Source organism: Wandonia sp., assembly GCF_984588085.1.
On record NZ_CFIGVI010000017.1, the window covers coordinates 41623 to 59114 of the forward strand.

The following is a 17492-nucleotide window of genomic DNA, read 5'->3' on the forward strand; positions in this document are numbered from 1 at the left end:
TTTTTTAGTATTCGTGTTCAATTTCGCATCCGATGTACTCCAGTTGCTTCTCTAAAAACCGACTTAGTATACTGTCCAGGGGAAGCGGTGCTTTCCAGCGTTGGGTTGTTTCACCGATTTGTATGCCGGAAAAGAATTTCTCTAATAGTTCCCCTGTTTTTTCTGTATCGGTTATATTGCTGATAGCTATTTTGTATTTTCCGAATGGAATACGTTCTTCGGTACATTGAATTCCGGCTTCCTGATATATAGCAAGCTTTTTTTGCAAAATGCTGTAGTTGACGGATTCATCAAGGATCACAGGTAAGTTATCGTGAATTTCAGCGAGAGATTCGGCAGGCATGCCGATTTCTTTTTTCAGGAAGGTAGTTTGCGCTTCTGAATTAAGATCAAAGTTTTCTAACAGGATTGTATATCTGGAAAAGCTCTGGTTATAAATGCGAATTCCGTTCTGTGTTCTATAACGCGATAAAACCGTGTTTAACTGTTCATACGTTATGTTTTTAATCCATTTTTCAGTATCCTTCTGAATGACTACTTTTTGGTCTTTCAGTAAAGAAAGAATAGCAGAGCGTATAGATGGATCTTTTTCTGTTATTTCAAGCGTATACAAATCTGTTTTGGGATTACTGGCCATGACTTCGGCTTCCAGACGTTTTTGAAGACTTTCGGCTGTAGCCATAGAAACACCACCTAAAACAACACTGGGTTCGTTTAGAAGCAATTGTAATGATTCACTTTCTTTACAACCGAGAAATTCCGATAGCTGTTTGTTGACGAGCGTAAGTTGTGCAGGATTTTCAATATAGACAGCAATATCAACAGGTGCAGAAGGCGCAGGAGCTTCTTCAGACATATCCTGAACTAACACTTCCAGTCCGAGTTCGGAAAGCATGCTTTTTGACTTTTCGGCAAGTTCTCCATCAGCATTTTCCAGAAATACAGTAGGTGCATTGTACAGCATTTTGACCAGAATTTCATGGTTCAGTTTAAATGCTTCAGATAGTGCTTTAGCAATTCCCGGAGTAGCCTCTCCGATGGATACAATAATTACTCTTTTCAAAATAATAGGATTTACGGTTTATTGAAAATACAGGTGGTGAAATCCGGAAGAAGTAAATTTTTGAAACAAGAAGTTTGAGTATGAATAAAAGATTAGTTTCATGAAGTTGTAATTGTTAGTTGCGATCAAATATAATAAAAAATAGATTAAACTATAATTTTTATCGTTTAATTTGTTTTTTCAGCAAATACAACCAGATTGGAAAGGTAGACTATCGTAACAATTTCTTTATTTCATAAACCGTTGTCGATAATCAGGAGGCATTAATCCGGTTCCTTTTCTGAATACATCAAGGAAGGTTTTGAGATCGTAATAATATACTTCAAACATTACTTTGTTAACTTGTCTGAAACCGGGTTCAAAAGATTTTTTAGCAGCTTCAATTTTTATGCGTTGAACATACTCTTTTTCTGTATTTGCAGTAGCTTTTTTTAGCGTCGTTCAATACGCCTCGCATCAATTTGAAAAACCTTTGAACAATAGTCGCAAATCCCTCTGAACATAATGCTTTCACATGTTTTTGATCTGTACTTATTTTTGTTAGTTTGCTGTAGGTTGATTTTTAATAAACCAAAAAAATAATTATGGCGCCTGTAAGTGTGTATTTTCACTTTTCGTGAGAAAAAAGACTCTCTTAACCGGATTATTCGTCTTTGGATGATTGTCACTCATCCGCAAAGCTCTATTTTTGTACTTCTTTTTTGAAAATAGATGAACCGCTGGAAGTTATTTAAAGATGCTCTTTTAGGTAAGGAGCAGGATTTTACAAAAGTAAATATAAAGACGGCTATTTTTGTGCTGTCCGTTCCCATGATCCTTGAGATGATGATGGAATCAGCTTTTGCTGTGGTTGATATTTTCTTTGTAGGAAAACTTGGCGAACAGGCTGCTGCTACTGTGGGATTAACGGAAGCTATTCTGATGATTGTTTATTCAATTGGAGTAGGAATGAGTATGGCAGCAACTGCAATGGTTGCCAGACGATTCGGAGAGAAACGATATAGTGAGGCAGGAGCAACAGCTTTTCAGTTAGTGGGGTTGGGGGCTATTTTTTCCCTTGTTATAGCGGTAGGAGGTTTTGTCTTTGCAAAGGAAATTCTCCAGATAATGGGGGCAAGTGAAGAAGTTTTGGCAATAGGTGTGCCTTACACAAGAATAATTTTTGCCGGGAATATGGCGATTATGCTATTATTCCTTATAAACGGAGCCTTTCGCGGAGCAGGGCAACCACATCTTGCTATGCGTGCGCTCTGGATTTCGAACGGTATCAATATTGTTCTGGATCCGATTCTGATATTCGGGGTCGGAAACTGGGGCGGAATGGGACTTGAAGGAGCGGCCTGGGCAACGACAATCGGAAGGAGTATAGGAGTAATTTATCAGTTGTATCACTTGCTAAATGGAAAACATCATTTAGTAATTTTGAGAGAACATATTGTTGTTAAATGGTCTGTTATTCGAAGGATTCTTTCTATATCTGTTAGTGGAATGGGGCAGTTCTTAATTGATTCTGTTGCATGGATTGTTCTGATCCGTATGTCGAGTAGTTTTGGAGATGATGCTGTGGCAGGGCTTACCATAACTTTCCGGATCATTATGTTTAGTTTGATGCCTGCATGGGGATTGAGTGCTGCAGCTTCGACGCTTGTCGGACAAAACCTCGGAGCAAAAAAGGTAAAAAGGGCTTCGCTTTCCGTATGGTTAACAGTACGGTATAATGTGATCTTTCTGTTTTTAGTTACAGTTATTTATCTTGTTTTTGGAAATACAATAGCGGGTTGGTTTATTGAATCTCCGGCAGTAATAGAAACGATAAGCACAGGTTTACGGGTGATTGTTTTGGGATATGTGTTCTTTGCTGTAGGTATGGTGATGATTCAGGCTTTCAATGGTGCAGGGGATACGCGCACCCCTATGTTTATTAATATATTTGTGTTTCTGCTGATCGAAATTCCTTTGGCTTTCTTCCTGGCGTTATTTTTGGAAATGGAGATGCTGGGAATTTTTATCACGATAGCTTTTTGTCATTCGCTACATGCTTTGGTAGCTCTTTGGATGTTTAGAAAAGGTCGATGGAAACAAGTGGAGGTATAGGTGTTTTTTTTGGGTTAAGTTGTTGCATTATAGTTTGTTATTTTTATATTTAGCAAAAAAAATGTAACTAAACTTACTACTACAATGTCTTCTGGAATGTTTTCGAGAGGGAGACCTCTTAGGAGTTTTATGATCGGAATCTTATTGATTATTCTTTTAGTTTTTGCTCCGATTCTATTATTGTTGTTATGGTTAGTAATAGCGATTGTTCTTCTGTTTAAAAACAAAGCGCGGATGAGAGAGGTCTCCTATTATTGGTTAACACCTTTTGAGAAAAAACTTTTCTTTCATTCGTTAGGTGAAATTGCTCATTATAACAATGATTTAAATGATCTCAGAGGGAGAGAGGGATATGCATCAGAAGAAGAATCTGAATATTTGAAAATAAAACTTGCTTATGCTAAACTTGTACATGAGAATTTAGTAGTGAAACCTTCAAATGAATGGTTTGATAGAAATTTTATTTTTGTCTTTTTCAGAGCTATTACTTTGGGTATAATAGCATGGGCTGCTTCAATAAGCTATTTTGCTTATGTTAATGGGGTGGATGAAGTGTTCTTTCGAAGGTTGGAAAATATTGCACTTTTTCCCGTAAAAATTCTGGGGTATATTTTCTTTGATGGACAGTTAAGTAGTCCTTTTATAAAATTGAATGATTACATTCATAATTATGTAGAGATATACCTTGTTTCTCTTGTTATAGGTGCTTTTGTTTTTATACTTTCCTTTGCATTTATCTTTTTCGTATCCTCAAAAATTGGTGCTATGCCACCAGATGTTACTGAAGAAAATATTAATGACTATGAGAATAATTTTGAAAAATAACAGAGATTTATTTTTCTATGTTTAAATCATATTTGTACAGTAAACCGGAGAGCCCCTGATGGGAAAATTTGGCTTTCTTTAGTGAATTGATTTCCGGGTCAATTCGATAATTAAGAGCTGTTCTGAAATCTGTTTTCTGGAGATTGGTACGATCGAATACAGCTCCACTCAGGTCACTGTTTTCAAATGAAGAACCGGATAGGTCAGTATTGGTAAAATCAACTTCGGTAAGTCGACAATTAGTAAAAGTGGTGGCTTTTAGTTTCAGGTTGTAAAAAGAGGTGTGATCCATGATACAGCTATCAAAAGAAAAGCTGAGTCCGAGGGGATTGCAGTCCTCAAAACGGATTCCGAGAAGTTTAGAGCTTTTAAATGAACAATTTCTAAACGCAGTACCGGATACATGGGTAACACTTAGGTTACATTCTACAAACTCACAATCTGTAAATTTTAACCCCGATAAGTTGCTTTCTGACAAATCACAGTTGACGAATTCACATAATTCGTATTCTCCCGCTCCTAACTCATTTACGTTCTCTATTCGCTGTTCTTCAAAATAACCCATTTCTCCGTTTTAAGGAGATAAATATAAGAAATAAGAGAGGAGGCGGGAGAAGTTTATTTTAACTCTTCTTCTGAGTAAGTAACCCAAGTAATGCAGTGAATCGATCGTCATATTTTTGACACACAGCTCCATTTTCGTCAAATAACTCAATTCGTTGAATGGGCACACTTAGTGGAGCTGTCCAGGCACGGAGTGCTTTGGCAACAGAGTCCATCGCATTGATTCCCTGCATTGCCTGAACACCATCCGCCCAACAAACGAGTCCGATTATTTTTCCGGTTAGATAGGGCTGAGGAAGCTGAGAACTGTATTCCAGCCAGTCCAGTGCATTTTTCATAACACCAGTCATGCTTCCGTGATAGAGGGGAGTTAACCAGATATGCACATCAGCATCCCGGAAAAGATGATTCATAAGTATCACGGATCTGGGAGTATTTTTGTGTGCTGTATCGAATAAGGGGATGCCTGCATCTGTGATTTTAAATACAGTTGAGTCGATACCCATTCCGGTTAGTTTTTCCTTCAGATGATTCGAAATACGTTCGGAGGTTGAATTTTCCATTCTTTCAGGAGCTCCGCTAAAGATCAATACTTTCATTACTTCTAACTTCTAGTTTTATTTTTTGAGATTACTTTGGGAAGCCCGGCTTCGCCGTACATAAGTGTCGTTACAAATGGTTTTAATTGTTGGGTGATTGCAATATACAAAGAAGGGGGAACATGTATACTTTGCCGGACGACTACTTTTTCACCCTGAAGAAAAGAAAAATCAGTTTGTTCAATGTTTTTTTTCCAAACATATTCGTTCAGAGCTTCAGGAGTGGAGTAATTGATAATTGAGGCTATTCCGCTCAACTTGTCTGCTACGGACATATAGGCCCAAAAAGGAATAATAGCCTCGCTGCTGCAACCAATTGCCACAGCCTGATCCCTGAATAGCTCCCAGTTAATTTCTGAGAGAAAGTGTCGGAATTCCTTTTCTTTCAGGATCATTTCCATGAAAAGCCCCTCTTTCAGGTCAAAAAATAGACTTTTTGCTGCGGGTCTGTAATCCAGCAGGTCAATCGTAATAATGTTACTTTTAATTCCTCCTTCTACGGGTAATTCTTTGGCCATATTAGCAACTTAAAACAAAAAAGAGTAAGAGGTCGCATTCCTCTTACTCCTTATCTATGAACATTATTGCAGTTTAGCGATGATTTCAGCGTATTTTTTTTCGATTACGCTCCAGTCTAAAACAGACCAAAAAGCATCCAGATAGTCCGCACGTTTATTCTGGTATTTAAGATAATAAGCATGTTCCCATACATCTACTCCCAATATTGGATACCCCTGATTGGTTAAATTTGTATCCATCAGCGGATTGTCCTGATTGGCAGTAGCTGCTACTCCTAAACTACCGTTGTATTTTACAAATAACCAGGCCCAACCTGAACCAAATTGTCCCAGTCCGGCTTGTTTGATCTGTGCTTTCAGTTCATCAAGACTTCCGAATGTATTTTTTATCGCTTCGGCAAGTTGTCCTTCGGGTTGTATCTGGGGAGTTGGCGAGAGTATTTCCCAGAATAAAGAGTGATTGTAATGTCCTCCTCCGTTATTTCGGATAGCAGGGCTGTACTTGCTGACAGTGCGTAGGATGTTTTCCAGTGTTTCGTTTTCTGCATCACTACCTGCAACGGCTTTGTTCAGATTATCAACATACGCCTGGTGATGACGTTGATGATGAATAGTCATAGTTTCTTTATCGAAATGTGGCTCTAAAGCTTCGTAAGCGTATGGAAGAGCCGGTAATTGAAATTTGCTCATAAGAAATGTTTTTAATATCGGTTACAAATGTAGAAGGAGAGATTTAATAAAACAACTTTTTTGTTGTTTTATTTTTTGTGATTTGGATTTATGATATTCTGAAAATCATATTTATTAATGATTTTATACTGATTGTATAATTTTGTATCTTTGTGTATGAAGGTATAAAACAACTTATTGTTGCTAAATGAAGAAAAAGCAATCAGATATTATTTTGATGCATTTAAAAATGCGGGGAGAAGCTGATTCGAAAGAGATAGCGAGTGAACTTAATATAACTAAAGAAGGAGCCAGAAAACATTTGTTACAACTTGCTTCGGAAGGTTGGGTTGAGACTGTTACAAAAAGTGAAGGAGTAGGGCGTCCGTCAATCTACTACAAATTAACCGATAAAGGACTGTCTAAATTTCCGGATTCACATGCGCAGGTTACTGTGGAGCTTTTACAGTCAGTAAAAAAACTATTGGGAGAGAATGCTCTTGATTTATTGATTAGTGATCGGGAAAAACAGGTGTACGAACGATATGAAAAAGAGATTAGTAAGACAAAAACACTGGAAGGCAAGTTGAACAGACTGTGTAAGATGCGTTCGGATGAGGGATATATGGCCGAATGGAAGAAAGAAAGCGGTGCTTATTTTTTAATAGAAAATCATTGCCCGATTTGTGCAGCAGCAACAGAGTGTCAGGGGTTTTGTAGGACAGAGCTGACTAATTTCAGACAACTTTTGGGGGATGATTATACTGTCGAAAGGATTCAGCACATCGTAACAGGAGGGCAAAGGTGTACCTATCGGATAACAGAATGAGTATAGTAGCCAAAGTTTGAATTTCATATAACCAGAAATACAATGCGAATTGTAGGTACAAAAGCAAAATATAACGAGTATTTAGTACCTTCGGTTCAGTACAAAGTTGAAATACCGGAAGCGGGATACTCAGACAATGACAATTTATATTAAAAATATGGTCTGCAGCCGTTGTAAAATGGTTGTTAAATCAATACTTGAAGGACTGGGATTACATCCTGTGCAGGTGGAGTTGGGAGAGATTGAATTGATGGAGGAAGAAATCTCATCGATAAAAGAACAGTTGATACGGGAGTTACAATCATACGGGTTTGATTTGTTGGACGATAAGAAAACACGGATAATTGAGAAAATAAAAAATCGTATCACAGATCTTGTACAGAACAGAAACAATCAGTTGGACAGAACGCTTTCGGAGTATTTATCCGATGAGTTACATCAGGATTACAGTGCGTTGAGTAATTTGTTTTCGGAAGTTGAAGGGATTACAATCGAAAAATATTATATCCTGCAAAAAATTGAGAAAGTAAAGGAGTTACTGGTTTACGATGAATTGACGTTAAGTGAAATTGCTTTTCAGCTGAATTATTCAAGTGTCTCCTATCTGAGTAATCAATTTAAAAAGGTTACAGGGTTAACTCCAAGTCATTTTAAGAAATTGGGGACGATCAAACGAAAACCCCTTGAAGAACTATAAATCTTACAAATCAATTCCAAAATAGTGTAATAGCTAACGACAGTTATCAGGTGATCTTTGTGGCATAAGAAAATATAAAATTATGACACATACGTATCAGATTACCGGAATGACTTGTGGGAGTTGTGAAGCGAAAGTAAAATCAGCGTTATTAGCTGTTGAACATGTAACGGCAACCGAAGTTTCCAGGGAAACTGCTTCCGCTACAATAACGATGGACAAACACATTGCTTTGTCCGAGCTTCAGAAAATGCTTGGAAATAAGTATCAGATTTCTGCAATTCATCATCATGAATCTATTGAACAGACAAAATCGTGGTTAGCGACATATAAACCCGTTTTACTCATCTTTTTTTATATTCTGGCAGTAACAGCGTTGATAGAATTTAGTACAGAACAAATTGATTATTCAAGATGGATGCGTCATTTTATGGCGGGCTTTTTTCTGACTTTTTCGTTCTTCAAGATGTTGAATCTGAAAGGGTTTAAAGAAAGTTACGTTATGTATGATATTGTAGCCCGAAAATTTCCGGTTTGGGGGTATATTTATGCGTTTACCGAGCTGTTTTTAGGAATCGCTTTTTTACTGAATTTTAATCCTGTATTGGTCAATGGTATCACTTTTATAGTAATGTCAGTAAGTATAATCGGGGTTTTGAAAACTGTTTTGAATAAAAAAACGATTAAATGTGCCTGTTTGGGAGACGTATTCAATCTTCCTATGAGTACGGTCACAATTATAGAAGACGGATTAATGATCCTGATGAGTCTGGGAATGCTTTACATGGCTTTCAATTAATAAACAGTATTGTTCGGAACAGCGGCTTATGGATTTTCCATGAGCCTTTGTTTTATTTGTAGTCGCTCGAAATAAAAAATAATAGTAACTTACTGACCTGCTTAACAAATTGCATGAAATGAGGAAGATAAGTTGGTTAGTTGTTGTAATGATATTCATTTTCTCGTCCTGTAAAGTCGGACGATTTATTATTTACAATTTTGCTGATATAAAAGACTACAAAAAGTTTCCTTCCCGATCAGTAGAAAAAGGGATGACCAGCTTTTACTTTTCAAAAACAGAAGAGAATAATATCCCGAAAGAAATAGAGATTAATACTACTGTTTTACCGTTTGAATCTTACCTGGAAGAAAATGAAACGGTAGCTTTTATGGTGATTCAGAATGATACGATTCTGTACGAAAACTATTGGGACAACTATTCGGAAAATTCTATTGTTCCTTCTTTTTCCATGGCAAAATCGGTGACTTCCATTTTAATTGGTTGTGCAATTGATGAGGGATATATAAAATCAGTAAATGAACCGATTACCAACTATATTCCGGAGTTAATAGAGAGTGGTTTTGAAAAAGTGACAATTGAGCATGTGTTACAAATGACATCGGGAGTAAAATTTGACGAAGGATATTTTAATCCTTTCGGGGATGTTGCGACATTTTATTACGGAACGAATCTCCGAAAGGCTATTCGGAAAATGAAATTGAAAACGGACCCCGGACAAAAGTTTGAATATATAAGTGGTAACACACAGCTATTAGGTTTGATTTTGGAAAGAGCAATTAAGAATCAAACGATTTCGTCTTATCTGGAAGAGAAACTCTGGCAACCCTTGGAAATGGAGTATGAGGCGAGTTGGAGCCTTGACAGGAAGAAAAACGGATTGGAAAAAACGTTTTGTTGCATCAATGCCCGGGCAAGAGATTACGCTAAAATTGGCAGGCTGTATTTGAACAAGGGGAACTGGAATGGGAAACAAATTGTCTCGGAAAGCTGGGTAGAGCAGTCCACGAAAGTAGATAAGACCAATGGAAGTGCCTGGTATTATCAATACCAATGGTGGTTACCAACTCAAACCGGTGATTTTATGGCACAGGGAATCCTGGGGCAGTTTATTTATGTCAATCCAGCGAAAAATCTGATTATCGTCCGATTGGGTAAAAAATCAGGAAGTGTAGATTGGTGGAGCTTATTCACGGATTTAAGCAAATTCTATTAAAGCTCCCGGGTTTTGTAACAAAATAGAAATTGAGTATTATAGTTAAAAAATAAACGTAATTGAAAAGAATACTAACGGTAATACTACTTGCGATAAGTTGTATCTGTCAGGGACAGGAAGAAGAAGCAACAGAAAGATTAATCGTTTATGGACAAGTGTGGGGTTTTCTTAAGTATTTTCATCCCGAACCGGGGTATAGAGATTGGGATCAGGTTTTACTGGATAATTATGAGATCGTAAAGAATTGTAAGAGTAGAGAGGCATTCAATATCACTCTTTCTGATTTACTGGAAATTTGCAAAGATTACGAACCCATACCCAGAGAGGTGAATGATTCCATGCTGTTTCACCAGAGTTTTGAATGGATAGAAAATGAACTTATATCTGCCGATAACAAAGCATGGTTGCATCATTTACGTTTGAATAAACCCGCGTTTAAGAACAAATACATCAAAGGAGCCTTTGTGGGAAGCCCTGATATTACGGGTGAAAACAAATATGAGACATTCGTTTTTAGTCCGGCGGTTAATTATCTGGCTGTTACACGGTATTGGAACATTATCAATTATTATTATCCATATCGCGATCTGATTCCTAAGCAGTGGACAGCGGTATACAGGGCACATATTCCTGAGTTTATTTCGGCTTCCACCTACGATGCCTACTATTTTGCTGTGAGAAATTTAACTACTGAGATACGGGATGCACATGGTTTTATCCGAACAGAAAATAATCCTATGGAGCGCTATAAATTTGCCCCGTTTTATTGTGAAAGTGTAAGTGACGGAGTATTTGTAAAGCTCGTCTGGCAGGATACACTTCAACCTTTTGACCTTCAGCCAATGGACAGATTGGTGGCTATAGACGGAAAGACAATAGAAGAAAAATGGGAAGAAATCAGTCGGGTAGTATCTACTTCTAATGATTACTATCTATCAAAAGCAACCTATTACCTCCGGATTTCTGACAAAGATACAATGGTGATAACGGTAGAAAGAAATGGGGAATTGATAACGGATACGCTGTTAACCATTGACAGAGAGACTTTACAGTCCCGATATAAACCTACCCAAAGCAATGGTGAGAAGAGTTCGTATGCTTTTTTGAAAGATTCTGTTTCAGGAAAAGAGTATGCGTATATCCACATGGGGAGACTGAAGTCTTCTGAAATTACACATACGTTTCAACGAAAACTACACAAAACAGATCATGTTATTATTGATATCCGAAATTATCCGAACTGGACTGTTTTAAAATTGTCTGATGCACTGATAAAAGGAAAACGGAACTTTGCAAAATTCATAAAAATGGACTTTAATTATCCGGGTTCATTTGAATGGACAACCAGTCAGACTATAGGAAATAAACGCAAAGAATACAAAGGTAAATTATATATTCTGGTGGATTACAATACAATGAGTCAGGCTGAATATACAGTTATGGCACTGCAACAACATCCAAATACAACTGTAATAGGAGGGCAAACGGCAGGTGCAGACGGAAACATAGTCGAAATTCCTCTGCCTTTTGGAATCCGTTCTGTGTTTTCAGGGTTAGGCGTCTATTATCCGAATGGCACAGGAACACAGCAAGTGGGGGTTAAACGGGATATACCCGTTGTACAGGATAAAAGTTATATTGAATCCGGTAACGACTTGATTATGAATAAAGCACTGGAGTTAATTCGTAATGAATAACAAAATCATTCGAAGGTAGCTGAGTGGCATTGTTGAATATCTATTGGCATAAGCTGTAACATTTCCTTTTTATTCTTCGTTGATATAATTATGAAGAATGTATTCCTGAAATTAATTGTTGGTGCAAATACACTTGTGACTATTGGGTTATTGATCTATGTCGTAAGAAGTCATAGAATTGAGTTAGATATTTCTGACCAGATTTTGAAAGTACGGGGCTTAGTGGTTACAGATTCAACAGGAAAAGAACGTGTTATAATCGGGGCACCACTTCCTCCGGCGCAGTCGTTTGGTTATCGTTTCTACAGAGGGGATAACTCATCCGTATCGGGGATTATGTTATATGATCATGAAGGTCAGGAGAGGAGTGGTTATGTAACGGATGATTCTTATGGAAATGTATTTTTCACACTTGACTCTAAAACATCTCAACAAGCACTTTTTGTCGCAGAACCTCAGGGAGCAACAACTCTGAGGGTTTGGGGAGAAAATGGGAATGAAATTAATCTCGGAGCTTCTGACGAAGGCCCCTGGTTAACTGTCTCTGAGAATGGGAAAAGACAAAATCTAATAAAGGAGGGAGACCATGAAAAATAGTAAGCTGGTTATTGGTTTTATTCTTTTAGTAGTTTATACATCCTGCCGACAGCAGTTATCTGTTAAACCGGGGAAGCTAACAGGTATTAATCCGGTTTCTTATACTGATGTTGTTTACAAAGGTGCGTTGGATACCGTACTTGTTTCTACTTTTGATGGTAAGATCTATGAAATCATAAATGGAAGATCGGGAAGAAATCAAATTGCAGCTATTGAAGACGAAGTTTATAGTATGGTGTATGACTTCGGACAAGATAAGATTATCGTAGCAACATTGAACTCTGGAATTTTGGTTCTTGATGGGAAAACAGGAGAAGTACTGCGAAAGATCAAGCTAAAAGAAACCTGGAGCCACGATTTATATTATAACGAAGAGATAGGAATTCTTTGCTCGTACGATGAAAAAGGGAATTCATACGTTTGGAATGCGAAAGACAACTTCAATACACTTATGACACCTGTGGAATTGAAAGGGGTACTACCGCGTTTTATTTCAGACGATGGAATAGTTTATTTTGATGGAGTTTCTTCTATCTATGTATGGAAATATCCAATGAATGAAGTAACGGAAATAGAAGGTGTAAAAGGAAAACTCATTGATGTGGATCGTGAGGGAAATTGTTTGTTGTTCAGTAACAAACAATTTGCATTTTACAGTGAAGAAGCGGATGGTTTTCGATTTAAAAAACGGCACCCTGATTGGCCCATGTATATAGCAGACAGGGATACAACTATTTACATTCCATTGAGTTTGCATCTTATTTCCGGAGTTCTGACAGAAGAACATATTTATACATGTGGGTTGGACAAGTCAATAAGAAAGTGGGACAAACTGTCCGGGGAACTTATAGAAACATTTTTACAGCATAAGGGAACAATAAGTGCAGTAACTCTTTCAGAAGATGAATCACAGTTAGTTTCCGTTGATTTGATGGGTGAAATTCATTTCTGGAACTTGTAAAAATACGTGAAAGTATCCGGAATGGGAATGTCCGGTTATCTGCAGGGCTTCTTTTGGTAAAAAGGGTTTGAATTATTGATACAAGTGTTTTATTGAATATAATAATGTAGATCACCCTTAATTTTGGGTAGCTGTTACGTGCAAAATAGTTTATACTTCAGGGATAAGTGACTTTTATTTCTTAATGCTTGAAAATGAGGGGGCAGCCCATCTTTTTCTTGCCTATTCTTTTCTAATTTTACAAAAGAGATTCATTTTGTATCATATTAGCTAACAATCTAACTTTATAATTTATGAAAACTGTAGTTTTTTTCATTTTGGAAAAAATGATCATTTTTAGCTGTATATTATTTTCAGTTCCCAAGAATTCCTATTTACAAGTCGCCAATTATGCTTTTACTGAGACAACAGGTACTTATCAGGCTATTTTAGGTAATTCATCTCTTGGAGGTTGGAGTGGAACGGCCAATGGAACAAATAATCCGTCAGGTGGAACAACTCCAACATCTATGACAACTCCTTTTTCATTTTGTTTAGGAGGGCAGGTTTTTCCGGCAGGAACGCGTATTTCTATGGATTATAATGGTTGGATAGCATTTGGAAACCCATCTATCTCATCGACAACCAGACAAGCACCGTTAACCCATATAAATAATTCGATAAGTGCTTTTGGGACGGGATTACAAACTACAGGATCCAGTAACTTATCAATACGAGTAGTGGGAACTGCCCCTAATCGGGTTATTGTATTCCAATGGGGAGGAAGATATTTCGGTGATGCTACTTTAAATGGAACCTATAGAGGACATAATTATTGGCGCAGAGTTATAAACGGTCACAATAATGATTATCTGCATTTCCAGATTCGGTTGTACGAAACAACAAATGTTATTGAATTTCATTATTTGATTGGAAATCCCAGAACTTCTTCATCAGGTTCTCTTACCAGTGATGTTCAGGTTGGTTTGAGAGGAACTTCTGCCATCGATTTTAATGTAAGAACAAAAACAACAACCGGTTCTGTTTGGAACAACAATTCAAGTGCAGCTTCAGGGCTTCCTTCCGGAACAATTAATACGATGAATTTCAATAATGTAAGGAATAACGCTAGCAATAAACCTGTATATGCTACTCCTGCAAATAGAGGAGACCTGACAGTGACGGCTGGTCCCGGGACAGGAACGATCTTTCGCTGGACACCGGTAGGTGGTCCCTCTGAAGATTTTTCAAATCACAGTGGTTGTTATTTTAGCCCGTTACCTGTTGAACTCATAGCTTTTAGCGCTAAATCTAAAGAAAACATGAATCATATTTACTGGGCTACTGCAACCGAACTAAATAGTGACTATTTTGAGGTTGAACATTCTTTAAATGGTGCTGATTGGAAATTAATGAAAAGAGTAAAAGCAGCGGGAAACTCATCATCTATCTTACAGTATGAACTGGAAGATAGAGCGTTTTCAAAAACAATAAATTATTATCGCTTGAAACAGGTTGACTTTGATGGAACAACACGAATGTACAATATAGTTAGTGTCGACAACAGAAGCTCAAAGAAAGAACTGCTAAAAACAGTCAATTTGATAGGACAGGATGTAAATGAGTTTTATAAAGGAATGGTAATTGAGATTTATTCTGACGGGAGTACGCAAAAATATATCAGATATGAATAGATTAAGAGTATTTCTAAACAATAAAATATAACAGTAGCATCACTCTGTTTTTTTATAGAAACTTGTATATTGATACAACACTTGAAGTAAATGAACAGAGATGAAAGCTTTTGTTAGAGATGTGTACGGAGGGCCGGAAGTATTACAATTGATGGAGGTAGATAAACCTTCCGTTAAGAAAGGACATATACTGGTGAAAATATATGCAAACTCATCTAACGCGGCAGATTGGCATATTCTTAGAGGTAAACCTTTTTTATCCCGTTTTGCATTTGGTCTTTTCCGCCCAAAAGAAAAAGTTCCGGGTATAGATTTCTCCGGTGTTGTAAAAGGAGTAGGAGAGGGAGTAACGACTTTTAAAGTCGGGGACAGGGTTTTTGGTGAAAGTCTGAAAGGAAGAGCGTTTGCGGAATACCTTTGTATAGTTGCTGATGCTTGTTCAATTATGCCGGATAATCGTGATTTTTCAGAAATGGCTTGTGTTCCTGTAGCGGGACTAACAGCATTTCAGGCACTGATTACACACGGAAAATTGACATCAGGAGAATCAATACTCATTAATGGATCATCAGGAGGAGTGGGGCATTTTTCTGTTCAGATAGCAAAGGCGTACGGAGCAATCGTAACGGCTGTTTGTTCATCGGGAAGTATTGATTTTGTGAAAGGTTTGGGTGCAGATCATATTATCGCGTATGATCAGGAGAATATCCATGAACATACGGGGAAGTATGATCTTGTTGTAGATACACACGGTAATTTCACACATGCCGATTATACCAGAATGGGTAAGAGAGGTGTGATGGTCGGTTTTACATCTATGAGCAATATGATATCTGTACTTATCAGAAATATTTTTAGTAAATTTCAGCTCAAACAGTTTACTGCAAAAGCTACTACAAGTGATCTTAATGTACTGACGGATATGATCCGGGCGGGAAAAGTCAGGACAAGTGTAGAGAAAACATATCCGTATAATGAAATACCGGAAGCCATCCGTTATATTGAAGCAATGCATACAAAAGGAAAAGTGGTAATGGTATGGAGGAATGCGTAATTAAAAACACATAAAATCATTCGTTGTGGGAAAGAGTGAAAATGTAGATAACAGAAGTAAAGCTGAAAAATTTTGGGACAGAACAGCCGGAAGCTATACTAGTAGCAGAGAAAGAAAAAAAGGAAAGAATACATTGCGCCTTATTGAGCAGGCAAAAAAGCACGTAAAGGCAACTGATAATGTTCTTGACTTCGGGTGTGGTACAGGATTTATTTCTGAGAGGATCTCAGAAAGTGTACAAAGTATACATGCTATTGACTTCTCGTCCCGAATGATTGATTATGCAATACGAAATTCGGAACGCAATAATATTGATTACTGGCATACAACGATCTATGATGAGCGATTGAAGCCCGGTTCATACGATGTCATTTTTAGTTTTTATATTTTACACCTGCTGGATGATCCCCGGAAAGCGATTCAGCGATTAGAAGAATTACTGAAACCGGGAGGTGTGTTTTTGTCTGTTACTCCCTGTATGGGGGAGAAACTGTTCTTAAAAGGGCTATTATCTCTTTTTTGTAAGTTGGGAGCTATTCCAAAAATAGAAATGTATAGATCCAACGAGTTGGTTAAGCTCGTAGAGGAAGGAGGTTTTAGTATCCAGACGAAGAATCCTTTTCCGAACACTTCCAACCAATATTTTGTTCTGGCTACAAAAAGCAGGTAGAATGAGTATGAGGTTGTCGTAAATTCCCTGTTGGTATGCCGTTTTTGTATTAGCAGATTTCTGAATCTTTAGTAGTTTTTCTTTTTCAAAATGGAAAAATGTCCCGGGACTTTACGTACTGTGATAATTTTGAAAAATATAGGGTATTACCTTTTTCTGTTTTGTCTTTTGAGGATTGCCGCATGTCTTTTTTCTTCTACTTCGTTGGTAAAGGGTAAATCGAATAAGGTATGTAATGCCTGAAGTGTTTCCACGGCTTTCTGATAATCTGTAAATTCGTGAAACTCTGTCTTTTTACCATCTATAGCGATTAGATAAAGACTATACGATTTGACACGGGATATTACAGCGCTACCTCTGGATTGAAGTAATGTAGCTCCCTGGTTATACATCAGAAAAAGTGAGTCTACCGGTTCCAGAGAAATCCATCGACCCTTTTTTAAAAAAGCAACTTTTCTGAAAACACGGATTGATTTTGTTTTAGGATCAATCTCTATTCCGGACTGAACACATGCAAATAGTATGGATAGTATAAGTAGTAAAGCTCCGACTACCCAATGAAGGAAAAAAAAGGGTAGAGCAAAGAATCCAAGTAAGATGGAGTGAATGAGATAATCGTTGGAGAAACCTTCCGATATAACTTTCATAGTTAGTTGTCCCAGAATTTGATTAATGCTTCAACTCCTTTCATTGTACCATCAAATAGTTTACCTTGTTTGAATAATTTCTTTACAGATTTCGTTCGAAATTTCCTTCATTGTTCCTGTACCTAAGGCTATTCCGATATTTCGTTCGGGCATACAAATGACTATTACAATCCCATTATTTTCCTCTTTTGTTCCTGCTCCCCATTCATTTGCCAGATCAGTAGCATACTCTAAAACATCGGTATAAGGAGAGAGGCTTGCAACCGTTACTATAGCAATCTGGCGGGTTGTTTTCGTTTCATAATCAATCAAAAAGGAAG

19 protein-coding genes are annotated in these 17492 nt (G+C 37.4%); 12 read left to right on the plus strand and 7 right to left on the minus strand.

All coding sequences use genetic code 11. From position 1 onward, the window contains the following. Positions 1-4: 4 nt before the first annotated feature. The gene (locus AC4PL9_RS08600) at positions 5-1063 is read right to left on the minus strand and encodes a hypothetical protein (protein ID WP_491604340.1); all 1059 of its coding nucleotides are present in this window, start codon (positions 1061-1063) and stop codon (positions 5-7) included. Between the two features lie 711 nt (positions 1064-1774). On the opposite strand from AC4PL9_RS08600, the gene AC4PL9_RS08605 reads away from it, so the two are divergent. Continuing rightward, positions 1775-3157, plus strand: coding sequence for an MATE family efflux transporter (locus AC4PL9_RS08605; RefSeq protein ID WP_491604341.1), 1383 nt, complete (start codon positions 1775-1777; stop codon positions 3155-3157). A 129-nt stretch (positions 3158-3286) separates the two neighbouring features. Next, positions 3287-3982 (plus strand): hypothetical protein, encoded by a 696-nt coding sequence (locus tag AC4PL9_RS08610; protein ID WP_491604342.1) that lies wholly within the window; start codon positions 3287-3289, stop codon positions 3980-3982. A 7-nt stretch (positions 3983-3989) separates the two neighbouring features. Here AC4PL9_RS08610 and AC4PL9_RS08615 read toward each other — a convergent pair whose 3' ends face one another. The 4 genes from AC4PL9_RS08615 to AC4PL9_RS08630 form a co-directional block, all read right to left on the minus strand. Continuing rightward, a complete protein-coding gene (locus tag AC4PL9_RS08615; protein WP_491604343.1) occupies positions 3990-4547 on the minus strand; it encodes a pentapeptide repeat-containing protein in 558 nt (185 codons plus the stop codon). A gap of 58 nt (positions 4548-4605) precedes the next feature. Continuing rightward, positions 4606-5145 carry an NADPH-dependent FMN reductase gene (locus AC4PL9_RS08620; protein WP_491604344.1) on the minus strand — a complete coding sequence of 180 codons (540 nt, stop codon included), beginning with the start codon at positions 5143-5145 and terminating at the stop codon, positions 4606-4608. A 5-nt stretch (positions 5146-5150) separates the two neighbouring features. Further along, positions 5151-5663: a DUF2480 family protein gene (locus tag AC4PL9_RS08625; RefSeq protein WP_491604345.1), complete on the minus strand. Its 513-nt coding sequence runs from the start codon at positions 5661-5663 to the stop codon at positions 5151-5153. A 63-nt stretch (positions 5664-5726) separates the two neighbouring features. Then, positions 5727-6353: a superoxide dismutase gene (locus AC4PL9_RS08630; RefSeq protein WP_491604346.1), complete on the minus strand. Its 627-nt coding sequence runs from the start codon at positions 6351-6353 to the stop codon at positions 5727-5729. Between the two features lie 187 nt (positions 6354-6540). Between AC4PL9_RS08630 and AC4PL9_RS08635 the strand changes: the two genes are divergently transcribed. From AC4PL9_RS08635 to AC4PL9_RS08680, 10 genes are all read left to right on the plus strand, one after another. Then, on the plus strand, positions 6541-7161 hold the full coding sequence (locus AC4PL9_RS08635) for a helix-turn-helix transcriptional regulator (RefSeq protein ID WP_491604347.1): 621 nt from the start codon (positions 6541-6543) through the stop codon (positions 7159-7161). 136 nt (positions 7162-7297) lie between these two features. Next, positions 7298-7858, plus strand: coding sequence for a helix-turn-helix domain-containing protein (locus tag AC4PL9_RS08640; protein WP_491604348.1), 561 nt, complete (start codon positions 7298-7300; stop codon positions 7856-7858). Between the two features lie 82 nt (positions 7859-7940). Beyond that, the gene (locus AC4PL9_RS08645) at positions 7941-8657 is read left to right on the plus strand and encodes a heavy-metal-associated domain-containing protein (RefSeq protein ID WP_491604349.1); all 717 of its coding nucleotides are present in this window, start codon (positions 7941-7943) and stop codon (positions 8655-8657) included. Positions 8658-8775: 118 nt separating this feature from the next. Next, positions 8776-9873: a serine hydrolase domain-containing protein gene (locus tag AC4PL9_RS08650; protein ID WP_491604350.1), complete on the plus strand. Its 1098-nt coding sequence runs from the start codon at positions 8776-8778 to the stop codon at positions 9871-9873. 59 nt (positions 9874-9932) lie between these two features. Then, a complete protein-coding gene (locus AC4PL9_RS08655) occupies positions 9933-11570 on the plus strand; it encodes a S41 family peptidase (protein WP_491604351.1) in 1638 nt (545 codons plus the stop codon). 90 nt (positions 11571-11660) lie between these two features. Continuing rightward, on the plus strand, positions 11661-12167 hold the full coding sequence (locus AC4PL9_RS08660) for a hypothetical protein (protein ID WP_491604352.1): 507 nt from the start codon (positions 11661-11663) through the stop codon (positions 12165-12167). Further along, positions 12157-13128, plus strand: a complete 972-nt coding sequence (locus tag AC4PL9_RS08665; protein WP_491604353.1) for a WD40 repeat domain-containing protein — start codon at positions 12157-12159, stop codon at positions 13126-13128. The genes AC4PL9_RS08660 and AC4PL9_RS08665 overlap by 11 nt, the downstream gene beginning before the upstream one ends. A gap of 293 nt (positions 13129-13421) precedes the next feature. Next, complete coding sequence (locus tag AC4PL9_RS08670; protein WP_491604354.1) at positions 13422-14801, plus strand: hypothetical protein; 1380 nt, start codon at positions 13422-13424, stop codon at positions 14799-14801. Positions 14802-14901: 100 nt separating this feature from the next. Next, complete coding sequence (locus tag AC4PL9_RS08675) at positions 14902-15855, plus strand: NAD(P)-dependent alcohol dehydrogenase (protein WP_491604355.1); 954 nt, start codon at positions 14902-14904, stop codon at positions 15853-15855. Between the two features lie 25 nt (positions 15856-15880). Continuing rightward, positions 15881-16525 (plus strand): class I SAM-dependent methyltransferase, encoded by a 645-nt coding sequence (locus AC4PL9_RS08680; RefSeq protein WP_491604356.1) that lies wholly within the window; start codon positions 15881-15883, stop codon positions 16523-16525. Positions 16526-16671: 146 nt separating this feature from the next. Here the strand turns inward: AC4PL9_RS08680 and AC4PL9_RS08685 are convergent, their stop codons facing one another. After that, positions 16672-17172, minus strand: a complete 501-nt coding sequence (locus AC4PL9_RS08685; RefSeq protein ID WP_491604357.1) for a hypothetical protein — start codon at positions 17170-17172, stop codon at positions 16672-16674. A gap of 60 nt (positions 17173-17232) precedes the next feature. After that, a partial coding sequence (locus AC4PL9_RS08690) for a TPM domain-containing protein (protein WP_491604358.1) occupies positions 17233-17492 on the minus strand: 260 nt, incomplete at its 5' end.

Coding starts and splice junctions, on each gene's coding strand:
- AC4PL9_RS08605 (WP_491604341.1), top strand. CDS start 1,775: ATGAACCGCTGGAAGTTATTTAAAGATGCTCTTTTAGGTAAGGAGCAG.
- AC4PL9_RS08610 (WP_491604342.1), top strand. CDS start 3,287: ATGATCGGAATCTTATTGATTATTCTTTTAGTTTTTGCTCCGATTCTA.
- AC4PL9_RS08615 (WP_491604343.1), bottom strand. CDS start 4,547: ATGGGTTATTTTGAAGAACAGCGAATAGAGAACGTAAATGAGTTAGGA.
- AC4PL9_RS08620 (WP_491604344.1), bottom strand. CDS start 5,145: ATGAAAGTATTGATCTTTAGCGGAGCTCCTGAAAGAATGGAAAATTCA.
- AC4PL9_RS08625 (WP_491604345.1), bottom strand. CDS start 5,663: ATGGCCAAAGAATTACCCGTAGAAGGAGGAATTAAAAGTAACATTATT.
- AC4PL9_RS08630 (WP_491604346.1), bottom strand. CDS start 6,353: ATGAGCAAATTTCAATTACCGGCTCTTCCATACGCTTACGAAGCTTTA.
- AC4PL9_RS08635 (WP_491604347.1), top strand. CDS start 6,541: ATGAAGAAAAAGCAATCAGATATTATTTTGATGCATTTAAAAATGCGG.
- AC4PL9_RS08640 (WP_491604348.1), top strand. CDS start 7,298: ATGACAATTTATATTAAAAATATGGTCTGCAGCCGTTGTAAAATGGTT.
- AC4PL9_RS08645 (WP_491604349.1), top strand. CDS start 7,941: ATGACACATACGTATCAGATTACCGGAATGACTTGTGGGAGTTGTGAA.
- AC4PL9_RS08650 (WP_491604350.1), top strand. CDS start 8,776: ATGAGGAAGATAAGTTGGTTAGTTGTTGTAATGATATTCATTTTCTCG.
- AC4PL9_RS08660 (WP_491604352.1), top strand. CDS start 11,661: ATGAAGAATGTATTCCTGAAATTAATTGTTGGTGCAAATACACTTGTG.
- AC4PL9_RS08665 (WP_491604353.1), top strand. CDS start 12,157: ATGAAAAATAGTAAGCTGGTTATTGGTTTTATTCTTTTAGTAGTTTAT.
- AC4PL9_RS08670 (WP_491604354.1), top strand. CDS start 13,422: ATGAAAACTGTAGTTTTTTTCATTTTGGAAAAAATGATCATTTTTAGC.
- AC4PL9_RS08675 (WP_491604355.1), top strand. CDS start 14,902: ATGAAAGCTTTTGTTAGAGATGTGTACGGAGGGCCGGAAGTATTACAA.
- AC4PL9_RS08685 (WP_491604357.1), bottom strand. CDS start 17,172: ATGAAAGTTATATCGGAAGGTTTCTCCAACGATTATCTCATTCACTCC.